General features: G+C 71.9%; 14 protein-coding genes, 1 tRNA gene and 1 pseudogene. 12 read left to right on the forward strand and 4 right to left on the reverse strand.

Features of this window, described 5'->3' with window-relative positions; genetic code table 11:
• Positions 1-2243 (reverse strand): Tex family protein (locus tag ACFWZH_RS38625; RefSeq protein ID WP_384442935.1); only part of this gene is annotated, 2243 nt, incomplete at its 3' end.
• Positions 2244-2383: 140 nt separating this feature from the next.
• Complete coding sequence (locus tag ACFWZH_RS38630; RefSeq protein ID WP_384442938.1) at positions 2384-3253, reverse strand: hypothetical protein; 870 nt, start codon at positions 3251-3253, stop codon at positions 2384-2386.
• A gap of 142 nt (positions 3254-3395) precedes the next feature.
• Between ACFWZH_RS38630 and ACFWZH_RS38635 the strand changes: the two genes are divergently transcribed.
• Positions 3396-4367, forward strand: coding sequence for a GlxA family transcriptional regulator (locus tag ACFWZH_RS38635; RefSeq protein ID WP_384442941.1), 972 nt, complete (start codon positions 3396-3398; stop codon positions 4365-4367).
• A gap of 51 nt (positions 4368-4418) precedes the next feature.
• A complete protein-coding gene (locus ACFWZH_RS38640; RefSeq protein ID WP_384442944.1) occupies positions 4419-5072 on the forward strand; it encodes a DJ-1/PfpI family protein in 654 nt (217 codons plus the stop codon).
• 46 nt (positions 5073-5118) lie between these two features.
• Here ACFWZH_RS38640 and ACFWZH_RS38645 read toward each other — a convergent pair whose 3' ends face one another.
• Entirely contained in the window at positions 5119-5889 is a 771-nt protein-coding gene (locus ACFWZH_RS38645; RefSeq protein ID WP_384442947.1) for an enoyl-CoA hydratase/isomerase family protein, read from the reverse strand.
• Positions 5890-5943: 54 nt separating this feature from the next.
• On the opposite strand from ACFWZH_RS38645, the gene ACFWZH_RS38650 reads away from it, so the two are divergent.
• From ACFWZH_RS38650 to ACFWZH_RS38660, 3 genes are all read left to right on the forward strand, one after another.
• The gene (locus ACFWZH_RS38650) at positions 5944-7602 is read left to right on the forward strand and encodes an ABC-F family ATP-binding cassette domain-containing protein (protein ID WP_384442950.1); all 1659 of its coding nucleotides are present in this window, start codon (positions 5944-5946) and stop codon (positions 7600-7602) included.
• 83 nt (positions 7603-7685) lie between these two features.
• Positions 7686-7759, forward strand: a tRNA-Met gene (locus tag ACFWZH_RS38655).
• Between the two features lie 257 nt (positions 7760-8016).
• The gene (locus tag ACFWZH_RS38660; protein WP_384442968.1) at positions 8017-8508 is read left to right on the forward strand and encodes an ATP-binding protein; all 492 of its coding nucleotides are present in this window, start codon (positions 8017-8019) and stop codon (positions 8506-8508) included.
• Here ACFWZH_RS38660 and idi read toward each other — a convergent pair.
• A complete protein-coding gene (gene idi, locus ACFWZH_RS38665) occupies positions 8483-9094 on the reverse strand; it encodes an isopentenyl-diphosphate Delta-isomerase (protein WP_384442953.1) in 612 nt (203 codons plus the stop codon). The two genes, ACFWZH_RS38660 and idi, sit on opposite strands and share 26 nt — an antisense overlap.
• Positions 9095-9651: 557 nt before the next feature.
• Here idi and ACFWZH_RS38670 point away from each other — a divergent pair.
• The 7 genes and pseudogenes from ACFWZH_RS38670 to ACFWZH_RS38700 form a co-directional block, all read left to right on the forward strand.
• Positions 9652-11445: a DUF5941 domain-containing protein gene (locus ACFWZH_RS38670; protein WP_384442971.1), complete on the forward strand. Its 1794-nt coding sequence runs from the start codon at positions 9652-9654 to the stop codon at positions 11443-11445.
• On the forward strand, positions 11442-12179 hold the full coding sequence (locus ACFWZH_RS38675) for a sugar phosphate nucleotidyltransferase (protein WP_384442956.1): 738 nt from the start codon (positions 11442-11444) through the stop codon (positions 12177-12179). Before ACFWZH_RS38670 ends, ACFWZH_RS38675 begins: the two co-directional genes overlap by 4 nt.
• Entirely contained in the window at positions 12167-13228 is a 1062-nt protein-coding gene (locus ACFWZH_RS38680) for an iron-containing alcohol dehydrogenase family protein (protein ID WP_384442959.1), read from the forward strand. Before ACFWZH_RS38675 ends, ACFWZH_RS38680 begins: the two co-directional genes overlap by 13 nt.
• Positions 13206-13985, forward strand: a complete 780-nt coding sequence (locus tag ACFWZH_RS38685) for a CDP-alcohol phosphatidyltransferase family protein (protein WP_384442962.1) — start codon at positions 13206-13208, stop codon at positions 13983-13985. The genes ACFWZH_RS38680 and ACFWZH_RS38685 overlap by 23 nt, the downstream gene beginning before the upstream one ends.
• A 14-nt stretch (positions 13986-13999) precedes the next feature.
• On the forward strand, positions 14000-14872 hold the full coding sequence (locus tag ACFWZH_RS38690) for a glycosyltransferase family 2 protein (protein WP_384442974.1): 873 nt from the start codon (positions 14000-14002) through the stop codon (positions 14870-14872).
• Positions 14873-14949: 77 nt separating this feature from the next.
• Positions 14950-15879, forward strand: a complete 930-nt coding sequence (locus ACFWZH_RS38695) for an ABC transporter permease (protein WP_384442965.1) — start codon at positions 14950-14952, stop codon at positions 15877-15879.
• Positions 15872-16023: pseudogene (locus ACFWZH_RS38700) on the forward strand (ABC transporter ATP-binding protein); the annotation flags it as partial. The gene ACFWZH_RS38695 and the pseudogene ACFWZH_RS38700, both read left to right, overlap by 8 nt.

Raw genomic sequence — 16023 nt, forward strand, 5'->3', positions numbered from 1 at the left:
CCGCGGCGCTGGTCGCCGCCCGCCGACGCGCCCTTGCCGGGCTCGTCGTCCAGCCGCAGCGTCAGCGAGATCCGCTTGCGCGGAATGTCGACGTCGAGCACCTTGACGCGCACGATGTCGCCCGGCTTCACCACGTCCCGAGGGTCCTTGACGAAGGTCTTCGACATCGCCGAGACATGGACCAGGCCGTCCTGATGGACGCCGATGTCCACGAACGCCCCGAAGGCGGCGACATTGGTCACCACGCCCTCCAGGAGCATCCCCGGCTGCAGATCGCCGATCTTCTCCACGCCCTCCTTGAAGGTCGCGGTCTTGAAGACCGGTCGCGGGTCGCGGCCCGGCTTCTCCAGCTCCTGGAGGATGTCGGTCACCGTCGGCAGACCGAAGGAGTCGTCGACGAAGTCCGCGGGCTTCAGCGTGCGCAGCACCGACGTGTTGCCGATCAGCGCGCCGACCTCGGTGGCCGCCGCGGTCACCATCCGGCGCACCACCGGGTACGCCTCGGGGTGCACGCTGGAGGCGTCCAGGGGGTCCTCGCCGCCCCGGATCCGCAGGAAGCCCGCGCACTGCTCGTACGCCTTCGGGCCGAGCCGTGCCACGTCCTTGAGGGCCTTGCGGGAGCGGAACGGGCCGTTGCCGTCCCGATGCGCGACGATGTTCTCGGCGAGCCCGGAGCTGATGCCCGACACCCGCGAAAGCAGCGGCGCGGACGCGGTGTTGACGTCGACGCCGACGCCGTTCACACAGTCCTCGACCACGGCGTCCAGGGAGCGCGACAGCTTCACCTCGGACAGATCGTGCTGGTACTGGCCGACACCGATCGACTTCGGGTCGATCTTGACCAGCTCGGCCAGCGGGTCCTGCAGCCGGCGGGCGATGGACACCGCGCCGCGCAGCGACACGTCCAGGTCCGGCAGCTCCTGCGAGGCGAACGCGGAGGCGGAGTACACCGAGGCGCCGGCCTCGGAGACCATCACCTTCGTCAGCTTCAGCTCCGGCTGGGCGGCGATCAGATCGGCCGCCAGCTTGTCGGTCTCGCGGGAGGCGGTGCCGTTGCCGATCGCGATCAGCTCGACGCCGTGCTCCCGCGCCAGCTTCGCCAGCGTGGCCAGCGAGGCGTCCCACTTCTGCTGCGGTACATGGGGGTAGATGGTGTCCGTGGCGGCCACCTTGCCCGTCGCGTCCACCACCGCGACCTTCACGCCCGTACGGAAGCCGGGGTCCAGGCCCATCGTGGCGCGCGTCCCGGCGGGCGCCGCCAGCAGCAGATCGCGCAGGTTCGACGCGAAGACCCGTACCGCCTCGTCCTCGGCGGCCTGCCGCAGCCGCAGCCGCAGATCGATCCCCAGATGCACCTGGACGCGGGTGCGCCAGGCCCAACGGACGGTGTCCTTGAGCCACTTGTCGGCCGGACGGCCCCGGTCGGCGATGCCGAAGCGGTGCGCGATGGACTGCTCGTAGGAGCTGGGGCCCTCGGTGACCTCCGACGGGGCCTCCGGCTCCAGCGTGAGATCGAGGACCTCCTCCTTCTCGCCGCGGAACATCGCCAGGACCCGGTGCGAGGGCAGCTCGGTGAACGGCTCGGCGAAGTCGAAGTAGTCGGCGAACTTCGCGCCGGCCTCCTCCTTGCCCTCCCGCACCTTCGCCGCGACCTGACCGCGCCCCCACATCCGCTCGCGCAGCTCGCCGATCAGGTCCGCGTCCTCGCTGAACCGCTCGGTCAGGATGGCCCGCGCGCCCTCCAGGGCGGCGGCCGGATCGGCTACCCCCTTGTCGGCGTCCACGAACGCAGCGGCAGCCGCGGCCGGCTCCACCGAAGGGTCGCTCAGCAGCCCGTCGGCGAGCGGCTCCAGGCCCGCCTCCCGTGCGATCTGCGCCTTGGTGCGCCGCTTGGGCTTGAACGGGAGGTAGATGTCCTCCAGCCGGGCCTTGGACTCGGCACCGCGGATCTGCGCCTCCAGGGCGGCGTCCAGCTTGCCCTGGGACCGTACGGACTCCAGGATCGCGCTCCGGCGCTCCTCCAGCTCGCGCAGATAGCGCAGCCGCTCCTCGAGCGAGCGCAGCTGCGCGTCGTCGAGCATCTCGGTGGCTTCCTTGCGGTAGCGCGCGATGAACGGGACGGTCGAACCACCGTCGAGCAGTTCGACCGCGGCCTTCACCTGCCGCTCCTTGACGCCGAGCTCCCCGGCGATCCTGGCTTCGATGGACCCGAGGGCCCCGATGGGCTCAGTGGCTGCCGTCACGTTGATCCTGCCCCGCCTTCCAGCGCTTGCTTGAGCCTGCATTGTGCCGGGTCGCGGGTGGGGCTGTCGCGCCGCCCAGCCGTGCGCGCCGGGGTGTGAGAAGCCGCACGCACACCCCGGCGGGGGCGTCCCGCGGGGCCCTACTTGCCGAACAGCACCGCGGGGAACGCGCCGGCGTTCATGGCGGTGGTGGTGAAGCCGGTCGCCAGCTCGGTGAGCCTGGCCACGCCCTCGGCGCCCAGGTGCTCGTACGGAGCCCGGTCCAGCCGGTCGGTGCGGACCTCCAGGTCCTTGCGCAGCTGGACACCGGCCTCGGTCAACTCGCCCTCGGCGTCCAGCAGACCGCGGGTGCGCAGCCGCTCCTGCGCGGCCTGCCAGTCCTCCTCCGCCCAGCCGCGGGTCGCCATGACACCGCGGTAGCTCATCCCGCGGCCGCTGGCGGTGTGGCTGACCAGGGCCTCCAGGCCGTCCAGTTCGGCGTCCAGCAGTGCCAGCAGGTGGCCGTCGCCGCGGTGTTCGCGCAGCAGCGTCGCGGCGTGCCAGTAGGCCAGGTGCGGGGCGTCCGGTACGGGCAGGTCGGCGTGCGCGGCGTACAGGGGCCGGGCGTGGCGGGTGCAGCCCTCGGTGGCGCGCAGCGCCAGCTTCGCCGCCTCGGCCATCTCCGGCGACTCGACCGCCTCGTCGCCCAGGAGCCGGCGCAGCGTGGCGTCCGCGGCGCGCAGCCGGGCGGCCAGCACGGTCTCGGGCGTGGCGACCGACCAGACGTGCGGGACGTGCTGGGCGACGAGGTCGTGGTTGAAGTTGTAGAAGGTGGCCGTGACCGTGCCGGGGCCCACCGCGCCCATGGCCGCGGACCGGCAGGCGAAGTAGCCGGCGCTGCGGTTCTCGATGCCGATCCGGGCCATCTCGGCCGGGAGCTCCGGCGCGAAGTAGTGCGTGGAGTGGAAGGGGTTGACGACGTGGTGACAGGCCCGGCCGGCCTGTGCGGGCAGTGCGCTGGAAGAGGTCATGGGGGCAGGGTACCGACCCGTCGGTATGGCCTCGGTGGCAGGGCGACGGGAACCGGCCGGACGTCCGCGCCGTACCCGGCATGGCAGAAAAGGTGGGTAATCCGTCATTGCCGCCATCGGCCCGGCTGACCAGGATGAACGTATGGAACAGCGCGACGTACTGGTCGTCCTCTTCGACGGCGTGCAGGCCCTCGACGTCACCGGCCCGGTCGAGGTCTTCCACGGTGCGGCCCTGGGAGTCCCGGGCGCCTACCGGATCCGCACCGCCTCCCTCGACGGCGCCCCGGTCCGCACCACCAGCGGCCTGACCCTCGTACCCGACCTCGCGCTGTCCGCCGCCGGAGTGCCGGACACCCTGCTGGTGCCGGGCGGCGAGGGCACCCGGGTACCGGACCCCCGCCTGGTGGACTGGCTGCGGGAGCACGCCCACCGGGCCCGGCGCAAGGTCTCCGTGTGCAGCGGGGCGCTGCTGCTGGCCGAGGCCGGACTGCTGGACGGCCGCCGCGCGACGACCCACTGGATGCTCTGCGCGACCCTCGCCGAGCGGTTCCCCGCGGTGCGGGTCGAGCCCGAGCCGATCTACGTACGGGACGGCGACCTGGCCACCTCCGCGGGCGTGACGGCCGGTATCGACCTCGCGCTGGCCCTGGTGGAGGAGGACCACGGCCGGGACCTGGCGCTGGCCATCGCCCGGCATCTGGTGGTCTTCCTGCGCCGACCGGGCAACCAGAACCAGTTCAGCGCCCAGCTCGCGGCCCAGACCGCACAGCGGCGGCCGCTGCGCGACGTCCAGCAGTGGATCACCGAGAACCCGGCCGCCGACCTCTCCGTCGACGCCCTCGCGGACCGCGCCGGGCTCTCCCCGCGGCACTTCGCCCGGGCGTTCCGCGACGAGGTCGGCATGACGCCGGGCCGCTATGTCGACCGGGTACGGCTGGAGGCCGCCCGCCGCCGCCTGGAGGACACCGTCGACGGCATCGAGCAGGTCTCGCGCCGCTGCGGCTACGGCACCCCGGAGGCGATGCGCCGCGCCTTCCTGCGGGTCCTGGGCGCCTCCCCGGCCGAATACCGCCGCCGCTTCAGACCGGCCGGAGCGGTCCCGCAACCGGCCTGATCCACCGACCCGCCACACCCCTCACGTCCACCACGACCGACAGGAACCGACATGCAGATCGCCATCCTCCTCTACGACCGCTTCACCACCCTGGACGCCGTCGGCCCCTACGAGACGCTCAGCCGGCTCCCGGAGGCGGAGACGGTGTTCGTCGGCGAGCGCACCGGCACCTACCGCAACGAGGTCGGCTCCCTGGGGCTGGTCGCCGACGCCGCGCTGAGCGAGGTCACCGCCCCGGACATCCTGGTCGTCCCCGGCGGCCCGGGGCAGCTCGCGCACATGGACGACGGCCCGGTGCTCGACTGGATCCGCGCCGTGGACGCCGGCACCACCTGGACCACCTCGGTCTGCACCGGTTCGCTGATCCTCGGGGCCGCGGGCCTGCTCAAGGGCCGCCGGGCGACCTCCCACTGGCTCGCGCTGGACCAGCTGCCGGCCCTGGGCGCCGAGCCGACCGGGGAGCGGGTGGTCTTCGACGGCAAGTACGTCACGGCGGCCGGCGTCTCGTCCGGCATCGACATGGGGCTGGCCCTGGCGGGCCGGATCGCCGGGGACACCGCGGCCCAGGCGATCCAGCTCGGCATCGAGTACGACCCGCAGCCGCCCTACGACGCGGGCGCACCGGACAAGGCGCCGGCCGAGGTCACCGCACTCCTGCGGGGGCTCAGCCGGTTCGTCCTGACCCGGGAGGACGTGGGCGCGTAGGGTCTGTCCGCCCCGGCCCTTCGAACAGATCCCGAGGCCCGGGGCGTCAGCCCGCCGGCCAGGTGAAGCGCGGCGCCCGGCGCTCCAGGAAGGCGGCGGCACCCTCCTCGGTGTCGCCGCTGGCGCGCGCCTGCGCCGTCCAGAAGGCGCTGCGCTCGTCGGCCTCGTCCGGCGGTACGTCCCAGGTCCCGTTGGCCAGCTCCTTCGCGGCGGTCTGCGTCAGCAGCGACCGGCTCGCCAGTACGGCCGAGAACTCGGCCACCCGCTTGCCCAGTTCGCCCTCGGGCAGCACCTCGTCCACCAGACCCGTACGCAGCGCCCGCGCGCAGTCGATCAACTCGCCGGAGAACAGCAGGTACTTGGCGGTGGACAGCCCCACCAGCCGGACCAGCCGCCGGGTGGCGGACGCCGGATAGACCACCGCCAGCTTGGCCGGCGTCACCCCGAACAGCGCCCCCTCCTCCGCGAACCGCAGATCGCAGGCGGCCGCGAGCTGGGCGCCGCCGCCCACGCAGTAGCCGCGTACCGCCGCCACCGTCGGCCCGGGGAAGGCCGCCAGCGCCTCCTCGGCCGCCACCGCCAGGCCCTGCGACTCACCGGCGGCATCCCGCAGCGCCCCGATGTCCGCACCCGCGCAGAACGTCCCGCCCTCGCCGGTCAGCACCAGCGACCGCACAAGACCGTCTCCCGCCAGCCGCTCCAGCAGCGGCGGCAGGTCCCGCCACATCTGGACGGTCATCGCGTTGCGCTTGCCGGTGTTGCTGATGGTGACGGTCGCTGTGCCGTCGCTGACGTGTGTCTTCAGACCCGGTTCCATGCCCGGATATTAGAGCGACCGTCGAGGGCACGGCCGGATACGATCGGCGGTCTGATGTCAGCAACTCTCGTCGCCAAAGACCTCGCCGCCGGCCACGGCGAGCGCGTCCTGTTCTCCGGCCTCGATCTGGTCGTCGCCCCCGGCGACGTGATCGGCCTCGTCGGCGCCAACGGCGCGGGCAAGTCCACCCTGCTGCGCCTGCTGGCGGGCCTGGACACCCCGGAGGAGGGCACGCTCTCCCTCAGCCCGCCCACCGCCACCGTCGGCCACCTCCCGCAGGAGCCCGACCGCCGCCCCGGGGAGACCGTGCGGGCCTTCCTCGCCCGCCGTACGGGCGTCGCCCAGGCCCAGCTCGCCCTGGACGACGCCACCCAGGCGCTGGTGGAGGAGCGGCCCGGCGCGGACGACGCCTACGCGACGGCGCTGGAGCGCTGGCTCGCGCTGGGCGCCGCCGACCTCGACGAGCGCGCCGAGGAGACCGCCGCCCAGCTCGGCCTATCGGTCGGCCTCGACCAACCGATGACCACGCTCTCCGGAGGCCAGGCCGCCCGCGCCTCGCTCGCCTCCCTCCTGCTGTCCCGTTACGACGTCTTCCTGCTGGACGAACCGACCAACGACCTCGACCTGGACGGTCTGCAACGGCTGGAATCATTCGTCACCGGGCTGCGGGCCGGCACGGTCCTGGTCAGCCACGACCGCGAGTTCCTGACCCGTACGGTCAACCGCGTCGTCGAGCTCGACCTCGCCCAGCAGCAGGTCAACTCCTACGGCGGCGGCTACACCTCCTATCTGGAGGAGCGCGCGCGGGCCCGGCGCCATGCGCGGGAGCAGTACGAGGAGTACGCCGACACCAGGGCCGCCCTGGAGACCCGTGCGCACACCCAGCGCAACTGGATGGAGAAGGGCGTCAAGAACGCCCGCCGCAAGGCCCCCGACAACGACAAGATCGGCCGCAAGGCCCGGGTGGAGGCCACCGAGAAGCAGGCCGCCAAGGCCAAGCAGACCCAGCGCCTGATCGAGCGGCTGGAGGTCGTCGAGGAGCCGCGCAAGGAGTGGGAGCTGCGGATGGAGATCGCCGCCGCGCCCCGGGCCGGCGCGGTCGTGGCCACGCTCCGCGGCGCCGGCGTCCGGCGCGGCGACTTCCGCTTCGGCCCGGTGGACCTGCAGATCGACTGGGCGGACCGGGTCGCGATCACGGGCCCCAACGGCTCCGGCAAGTCCACCCTGCTCGCCGCCCTCCTCGGCCGGCTCCCGCTGGACACCGGGCAGGTGTCGCTCGGCCCCGGGGTGGTGGTCGGTGAGGTCGACCAGGCGCGTGGAGCGCTCTTCGGGGCGCCCGGCCTCGGCGACGAGCCGCTGATGGACGCCTTCCGGACCTGTGTCCCCGACATGCCGCCCGCCGACGTGCGCACCCTGCTCGCCAAGTTCGGCCTGAAGGCGGCGCATGTGCTGCGTCCGGCGCGCACGCTGTCACCGGGGGAGCGGACCCGTGCCGCGCTGGCCCTCCTCCAGGGCCGCGGGGTCAACCTCCTCGTCCTGGACGAGCCGACCAACCATCTCGACCTGCCGGCCATCGAGCAGCTGGAGTCCGCGCTCGCCTCGTACCCGGGCACCCTGCTGCTGGTCACCCACGACCGTCGGATGCTGGAGGCGGTGCACACCACGCGGCGGATCGAGGTCGACGGCGGACGGATCGCCGAGCGGACCGTGTGAGGGGCGCGGGGGCGGCCCCGGACACCCGTGGTGATTATCGATTTGGTCCTGGGGCCGGCGACCCGTAGTGTGGGGGCAACCGACGCGGGGTGGAGCAGCTCGGTAGCTCGCTGGGCTCATAACCCAGAGGTCGCAGGTTCAAATCCTGTCCCCGCTACTGAAGATGTACAGCAGGTCCGGTGCTCAGGCGCCGGGCCTGCTGTGCTGTACGGGGTCTGCGGCGCGGGCGGTCCTGATGGCGAGGATCGTACGGTCGCCATTCCGGGGGAGTCCCCGGAGAAGGAACAAACGGACCAGGACCGGTCGCCGGGGCGATCCAATCACTCGGATTCGACCATAAGACGTCGATAGATGCTGACTTGTGTTCAGCAGGCCGGTCCGGACCAACGCATTCCCAACACTCTTCCTGTGAGGATGCCTTCCGGACCCCCTGCAGAACCCCCCGAAGAGCTGACCTCCCCGCTCGCGTACGAAGGTGTCTGGCGGTTCACCGCCCCGGCACTGGAGGCCTCCGTGCCGCAGGCGCGGCACGCGGTGCGGGATCTGCTCGACGAACAGCGTGTGCCCGTGGCCGCCGACATCATGGACGGCCTGCTGCTCATCGTCTCCGAGCTGGTCACCAACGCCGTCCAGCACGCCGCCCTGCTCTCGCCCCAGATCGCCGTACAGGTCACCATCGGCGCGAACTGGCTGCGGGTCGCGGTCGAGGACAACCACCCCTACCGCCCCAAGGCGCTGGAGGCGGAGGAGGGTGATGTCGGGGGCCGCGGCCTGTGGCTGGTCAAGACGCTCACCGCTGAGGTGGGCGGCAAGTGCGACGTCGAGCACACGGTGAACGGCGGCAAGGCCATCTGGGCCGAGCTGCCGCTCACCCCGCTCGCTACCAGCCCGCCGACTGTCCGGTGAGCTCGCGCACCGCCGGGCGGGCCGCGTCCAGCACGGTCATGAACCACGAGGAGAACGGCACCGCGGCATGCCGCTCGGCCAGCTCCTGCGGGGTCACGAACGCGATCTCGCCGACCTCCTCGGGGTCCGGCGCCGGCTCGGCCCGCACCAGCCCCACGAACAGGTGGTTGTACTCCTGCTCCACGAGGCCGGACGCCGGGTCCGGGTGGTTGTAACGCACCGTGCCGGCCTCGGCCAGCAGGGTGGGCGCCAGGCCCAGCTCCTCCGAGGTCCGGCGGGCCGCGGCCACGAACGGCGCCTCGCCCGGATACGGATGTCCGCAGCAGGTGTTGGACCACACACCGGGGGAGTGGTACTTGCCCTGCGCCCGGCGCTGCAGCAGCAGCCGCCCCTTCTCGTCGAAGAGGAAGACCGAGAACGCCCGGTGCAGCTGCCCGGGGGGCTGGTGCGCCGCGAGCTTCTCCGCGGTGCCGATCGTCGTGCCGTCCTCGTCGACCAGCTCCAGCAAGATCGGTTCGGCGGTGCCGCCCGGTGTGCTCACCGCCGCGTCTGCGGTGGTCTGTCCGTTGGCAGGTGTGATCGGCATGCCCATCCTTGTCGTCGGTCTTCGACGCCAAGTCTGCCCTAGCCGGGTCCGCAACACCGGCACAGCGGGTGCGCGGCGCAACACCGCCCGCGCGCCGTTCGCGGAGTGCGCCCGTCGTGAGAGGTGCCACACCCCGGGGTCGCCTGCAGTGTCCCTGACAAGGGCGGATGCGGATGGCCCGATGGCCACCGGGTGGGCCCGGCGATCACCCCCGGACCGGCATGGCTCTCACCACACCTGCCCCGGCACAAGCCGCCCGCCCCGTGACCAGCCCGCTCATAACCGGCACCGGATCGGGTGCCGGGGCAGCTGACCAGTTGTTCATGCGCCACCCGATCCACCATGATGATCGCGGCAGGCGCAGCCGTCGGTCACTCGATCGTGCGGTGAATGCGCGGTGAACGGCCGCATCCGGCGATCCGATAACCTCTGCCGACGTGCCACCCGGCCCTCCAGGCGTCAGGTGTGCCACGCCCGCTGCCCGGGTAGTTCGTATCGAATGCGGATCGATCGCGGACCGTCCGTGCTGCCTGTCAGCATCCAAGGAGTGAGTTCGTCTGTCGACCGCCATCCTCACCGGTCCGCCGGTTGCCGGGTCGTCGCTCGAAGCCGACCTGCGCACGCTGGGCTTTGACGTCCGCACCGCGGACGATCCCGCGTCCGCCGCCGAGCTGATCGCCGCCGTGCCCGCGCAGGAGCGGATCGCGGTCGTCGACCCCCGCTTCGTCGGTCATCTGCACGCCCTTCGGCTGGCGCTGACCGACCCCCGCTTCCCGGCCGCGGCGGTGCCCGGTGCGCTGACCGCCCAGCCCGAGGCCCGCCCCGCGCTGGCCGGCGCCCTCGGCCGGATCCCGGTCGGCGCCGGCACCGCGCACCTCACCGACGTGCTCACCGAGACGCTCACCGAGTCCCTGGACCGTGAGGACGTCGGGCTGCACCGCGTCGAGCTGGGCAGCCTGGTCGCCACCGTCGCCCTCACCCCCGCACAGCGCGAGGAGGCGCGGGAGGCCGTCGCCGCCGTCGACGACGAGGCCGTCCGACTGCGCACCGCGGTGAAGTCCCGCGACGGGTTCTTCACGACCTTCGGCATCAGCCCCTACTCGCGCTACCTCGCCCGCTGGTGCGCGCGCCGCGGCCTCACCCCCAACCAGGTCACCACCGCGTCCCTGCTCGCCGCGCTGATAGCGGCCGGCTGCGCGGCCACCGGAACCCGCGGCGGCTTCGTCGCCGCCGGCGTCCTGCTGCTCTTCTCCTTCGTCCTGGACTGTGCCGACGGGCAGCTCGCCCGTTACTCCCTGCAGTACTCGACGATGGGCGCCTGGCTGGACGCCACCTTCGACCGGGCCAAGGAGTACGCGTACTACGCGGGCCTCGCCCTGGGCGCCGCCCGCGGCGGCGACGACGTATGGGCCCTGGCGCTCGGCGCGATGGTGCTGCAGACCTGCCGGCACGTGGTGGACTTCTCCTTCAACGAGGCGAACCACGACGCCACCGCCAACACGAGCCCCACCGCCGCGCTCTCCGACAAGCTCGACAGCGTCGGCTGGACGGTGTGGGTGCGCCGGATGATCGTGCTGCCGATCGGCGAACGCTGGGCCATGATCGCGGTGCTCACCGCGCTCACCACCCCGCGCATCGTCTTCTACGCCCTGCTCGTCGGCTGCGCGCTGGCCGCGTGCTACACCACGGCCGGCCGGGTGCTGCGCTCCCTGACCCGGCGGGCCCGGCGCACCGACCGCGCCGCCCGGGCGCTGGCCGACCTGGCCGACTCCGGGCCGCTGGCCACGCTCTTCGCCAAGGGCCCGGCGGCGCGCGGCAACATGACCCCACCGCTGATGGCGCTGGCCGGCGTGGCGTTCCTCATGGCGCAGCTGGCGTGGAAGGACGGCGGGAGCTGGTGGCCCGTGCTCGGCGCGGCCATCTACGCCGCCTTCTCCGGCGCCGCCGTCGCCCGTGCCCTCAAGGGCCCGCTCGACTGGCTGGTGCCGCCCCTCTTCCGCATCGGCGAATACGTCACGATCCTGGTCCTGGCCGCCCGCTCGGACGACCCCGGAGCGCTGCCCGTGGCGTACGGGCTGGTTGCGGCGGTCGCCTACCATCACTACGACACGGTCTACCGCATCCGCGGTGGCACCGGAGCCCCACCTCGGTGGCTGGTCCGGGCGACCGGCGGTTCCGAGGGACGGATCCTCGTGATCACCGTCCTCGCCGCCGCGCTGTCCCCCTCAGGTTTCACAATCGCGCTCACGGCGCTCGCCGTGGTCCTGGCGCTGCTGGTGCTCACCGAGAGCATCCGCTTCTGGGTCTCTTCCGGAGCACCCGCCGTACACGATGAAGGAGAACCCGCATGATCGGCCTCGTGCTGGCTGCCGGCGCCGGACGGCGTCTGCGCCCCTACACCGACACCCTGCCCAAGGCTCTGGTGCCGGTGGACGGCGACACCACCATCCTCGACCTGACCCTCGGCAACTTCGCCGAGATCGGCCTGACCGAGGTCGCGATCATCGTCGGCTACCGCAAGGAGGCCGTGTACGCGCGCAAGGAGGCCCTGGAGCAGAAGTACGGCCTCAAGATCACCCTGATCGACAACGACAAGGCCGAGGAGTGGAACAACGCCTACTCCCTGTGGTGCGGTCGTGACTCGATCAAGCACACCGTGATCCTCGCCAACGGCGACACCGTGCACCCGGTCTCCGTCGAGAAGACCCTGCTCGCCGCCCGCGGCAACGGCCAGAAGATCATCCTCGCGCTGGACACCGTCAAGCAGCTCGCCGACGAGGAGATGAAGGTCGTCGTGGACCCCGACAAGGGCGTCCAGAAGATCACCAAGCTGATGGACCCGGCCGAGGCGACCGGCGAGTACATCGGCGTCACCCTCATCGAGGGCGAGGCCGCCGAGGAGCTGGCCGACGCCCTGAAGACCACCTTCGAGCGGGACCCCGACCTCTACTACGAGGACGGCTACCAGGAGCTGGTCAACCGCGGCTTCAAGGTGGACGTGGCCCCGATCGGCGACGTCAAGTGGGTCGAGATCGACAACCACGACGACCTGGCGAAGGGCCGTGACATCGCATGCCAGTACTGACCCGCCTCATTCCGTCCCCGGTCGTCGTCGACATCAACGCCGGCGCCCTGGACGACCTGGCGGGCCTGCTGGCCGATCAGCGCATCTCCGCGTCCGGCAAGCTCGCCATCGCCATCAGCGGCGGCTCGGGGGCCCGGCTGCGTGAGCGGCTGTCGCCCGCCCTGCCCGGCGCCGAGTGGTACGAGGTCGGCGGCGGCACCCTGGACGACGCGATCAAGCTCGCCGACGCCATGAAGAAGGGGCACTACGACGCGGTCGTGGGCCTCGGCGGCGGCAAGATCATCGACTGTGCCAAGTTCGCCGCGGCGCGGATCGGCCTGCCGCTGGTCGCCGTCGCGACGAACCTGTCGCACGACGGTCTGTGCTCGCCGGTCGCCACCCTCGACAACGACGCCGGCCGTGGCTCCTACGGTGTGCCGAACCCGATCGCCGTGGTGATCGACCTCGACATCATCCGCGAGGCCCCGGTCCGGTTCGTCCGCTCGGGCATCGGCGACGCGATCTCCAACATCTCCGCGGTCGCGGACTGGGAGCTCTCGCACCGCGAGACCGGCGAGGCGATCGACGGACTGGCCGCCGCCATGGCGCGCCAGGCCGGCGAGGCGGTGCTCCGGCACCCCGGCGGCGTCGGCGACGACGGCTTCCTCCAGGTGCTGGCCGAGGGCCTGGTCCTCACCGGCATCTCGATGTCGGTGGCCGGCGACAGCCGCCCGGCGTCCGGTGCCTGCCACGAGATCAACCACGCGCTCGACATCCTCTACCCCAAGCGCGCGGCGAGCCACGGCGAGCAGTGCGGTCTCGCCGCCGCCTTCGCCACGCATCTGCGTGGGGACCGGGAGACCCGCGACCTGATGGTCGAGGTGCTGCGCCGGCACGGCCTGCCGGCCACGCCCGGCGAGATCGGCTTCACCGACGAGGAGTTCGTCGCGGCCGTCGAGTACGCACCCAAGACCCGCCCCGGGCGCTACACCATCCTGGAGCACCTGGACCTGTCCACCGACCAGATCAGGGATGCTTACGCCGACTATGCAGAAGCCATCGGTAGCTGAGCTCCGCCCGGTCGTTCACCCCGCCGGGGTGAAGGACCGGCGGAGCGGCGAGCACTGGGCCGGCCGGCTCTACATGCGCGAGATCTCCTTGCGCATCGACCGGCACCTGGTGAACACCCGGGTCACGCCCAACCAGCTGACCTACCTGATGACCGTCTTCGGCGTCCTCGCCGCCCCGGCACTGCTGGTGCCGGGGATCGCGGGCGCCGTGCTCGGCGTGCTGATGGTCCAGCTCTACCTGCTGCTCGACTGCGTCGACGGCGAGATCGCCCGCTGGAAGAAGCAGTTCTCCCTCGGCGGGGTGTACCTGGACCGGGTCGGCGCCTACCTGTGCGACGCCGCGGTCCTGGTCGGCTTCGGCCTGCGCGCCGCCGACCTGTGGGGATCCGGGCGGATCGACTGGCTGTGGGCCTTCCTCGGCACGCTCGCCGCCCTCGGCGCCATCCTGATCAAGGCCGAGACCGACCTCGTCGGCGTGGCCCGTCACCAGGGCGGACTGCCGCCGGTCAAGGAGTCGGCGTCCGAGCCGCGCTCCTCCGGGATGGCGCTGGCCCGCAAGGCGGCCGCGGCGCTGAAGTTCCACCGGCTCGTCCTCGGGGTCGAGGCGTCGCTGCTGATCCTGGGCCTGGCGATCGTGGACCAGGTCCGGGGAGACCTGTTCTTCTCGCGGCTGGGCGTCGCCGTGCTCGCCGGCATCGCGCTCCTGCAGACGCTGCTCCACCTCGTGTCCATCCTCGCCTCCAGCAGGCTCAAGTGACGGGGGCGTCTGACATGCGGGTCGGTGCGGTCGTCCTGACCATGGGCAACCGCCCCGAGGAGCTGCGCGCGCTGCTCGACTCGGTCGCCAAGCAGGACGGCGACCCGATCGAGATCGCTGTGGTGGGCAACGGTTCGCCGCTGCCCGAGCTCCCCGAGGGCGTACGGACCGTCGAGCTGCCGGAGAACGTCGGCATCCCGGCCGGCCGCAACGTCGGCATCGAGGCCTTCGGGCCAGGCGGCAGCGAGGTCGACATCCTGCTCTTCCTCGACGACGACGGGCTGCTGGCCAGGGAGGACACCGCCGCGCTGTGCCGCGAGGCGTTCGCCGCGGACCCCGGACTCGGCATCATCAGCTTCCGGATCGCCGATCCGGACACCGGTGAGACCCAGCGCCGGCACGTACCGCGGCTGCGCGCCTCCGATCCGATGCGCTCCTCGCGGGTGACCACCTTCCTCGGCGGCGCCAACGCGGTGCGCACCCAGGTCTTCGAGGAGGTCGGCGGGCTGCCCGACGACTTCTTCTACGCCCATGAGGAGACCGACCTCGCCTGGCGGGCGCTGGACGCGGGCTGGATGATCGACTACCGGTCGGACATGGTCCTGTTCCACCCGACCACGGCCCCGGCCCGGCACGCGGTCTACCACCGGATGGTGGCCCGCAACCGGGTCTGGCTGGCCCGGCGCAACCTCCCCGCCGCGCTGGTTCCGGTCTATCTCGGTGTCTGGTTCCTGCTCACCCTCGCCCGCCGGCCCTCGCGACCGGCGCTGCGGGCGTGGCTGGGCGGCTTCAAGGAGGGCTGGGCCACCCCGTGCGGTCCCAGGCGTCCCATGAAGTGGGCTACCGTTTGGCGACTGACCCGACTGGGCCGCCCTCCCGTCATCTGACAAGCTCGTATCTGAGAGCATCAGCGCGAACCGGGGCGTGGCCCCGGCAGCGCACCTTGAGGACGAAAGTGTCAACTGTGAGCGAGACCACGCACGACAGTGCGGTCGCCATGAGTGCCCCGCCAGCTTCCGACGAAGGGCTGACCCCTGCCCAGCGGGCCCAGAAGTACGGGCTCTCCCAGAGCGGTGCCCGGCCCAGCCTCCCGGAGTACGTCCGGCAGCTGTGGCACCGGCGGCACTTCATCTCCGCCTTCGCCAGCGCCAAGCTGACCGCGCAGTACAGCCAGGCCAAGCTGGGCCAGGTCTGGCAGGTGGCCACGCCACTGCTGAACGCGCTCGTCTACTACTTGATCTTCGGCCTGCTGATCGGCACGAGGAAGGGCGTCCCCGACTTCGTGCCGTTCCTGGTCACCGGCGTCTTCATCTTCACCTTCACCCAGAGCTCGGTGATGGCCGGTACGCGGGCGATCTCGGGCAACCTGGGTCTGGTGCGGGCGCTGCACTTCCCGCGCGCCTGCCTGCCGATCTCGTTCTGCCTGATGCAGCTGCAGCAGCTGCTGTTCTCCATGGGCGTGCTGGTGCTCATCCTGCTGGGGTTCGGGCAGCTGCCGACCTGGTCGTGGCTGCTGGTGGTCCCGGCGCTGGCGCTGCAGTTCCTCTTCAACACCGGCCTGGCCATGGTCATGGCGCGGCTGGGCTCGAAGACCCCGGACCTGGCGCAGCTGATGCCGTTCATCATGCGGACCTGGATGTACGCGTCCGGCGTGATGTTCAGCATCGACCTGATTCTCAAGGGCAAGGACGTCCCCGCGTTCGTCGAGGTCCTGCTCAACGCCAACCCGGCGGCCATCTACATCGACCTGATGCGCTTCGCGCTGATCGACAGCTTCACCAAGGACCAGCTGCCCCACCACGTGTGGGCGTTCGCCGGCGGCTGGGCGCTGTTGATGGGCGTCGTCGGCTTTGTGTACTTCTGGAAGGCTGAGGAGCGGTACGGACGTGGCTGAGCAGAAGAACGGCGTCCAGCCGACCGAGGCCGCCGAGGCCCGTATCCCGACGGTGATCGCGGACGATCTGCACATCGTCTACCGGGTCTACGGCACCGGCGCGGGCAAGGGCAGCGCCACCGCGGCCCTGAACCGCATCGTCCG

Source organism: Streptomyces sp. NPDC059008 (assembly GCF_042749045.1).
GTDB lineage: Bacteria > Actinomycetota > Actinomycetes > Streptomycetales > Streptomycetaceae > Streptomyces.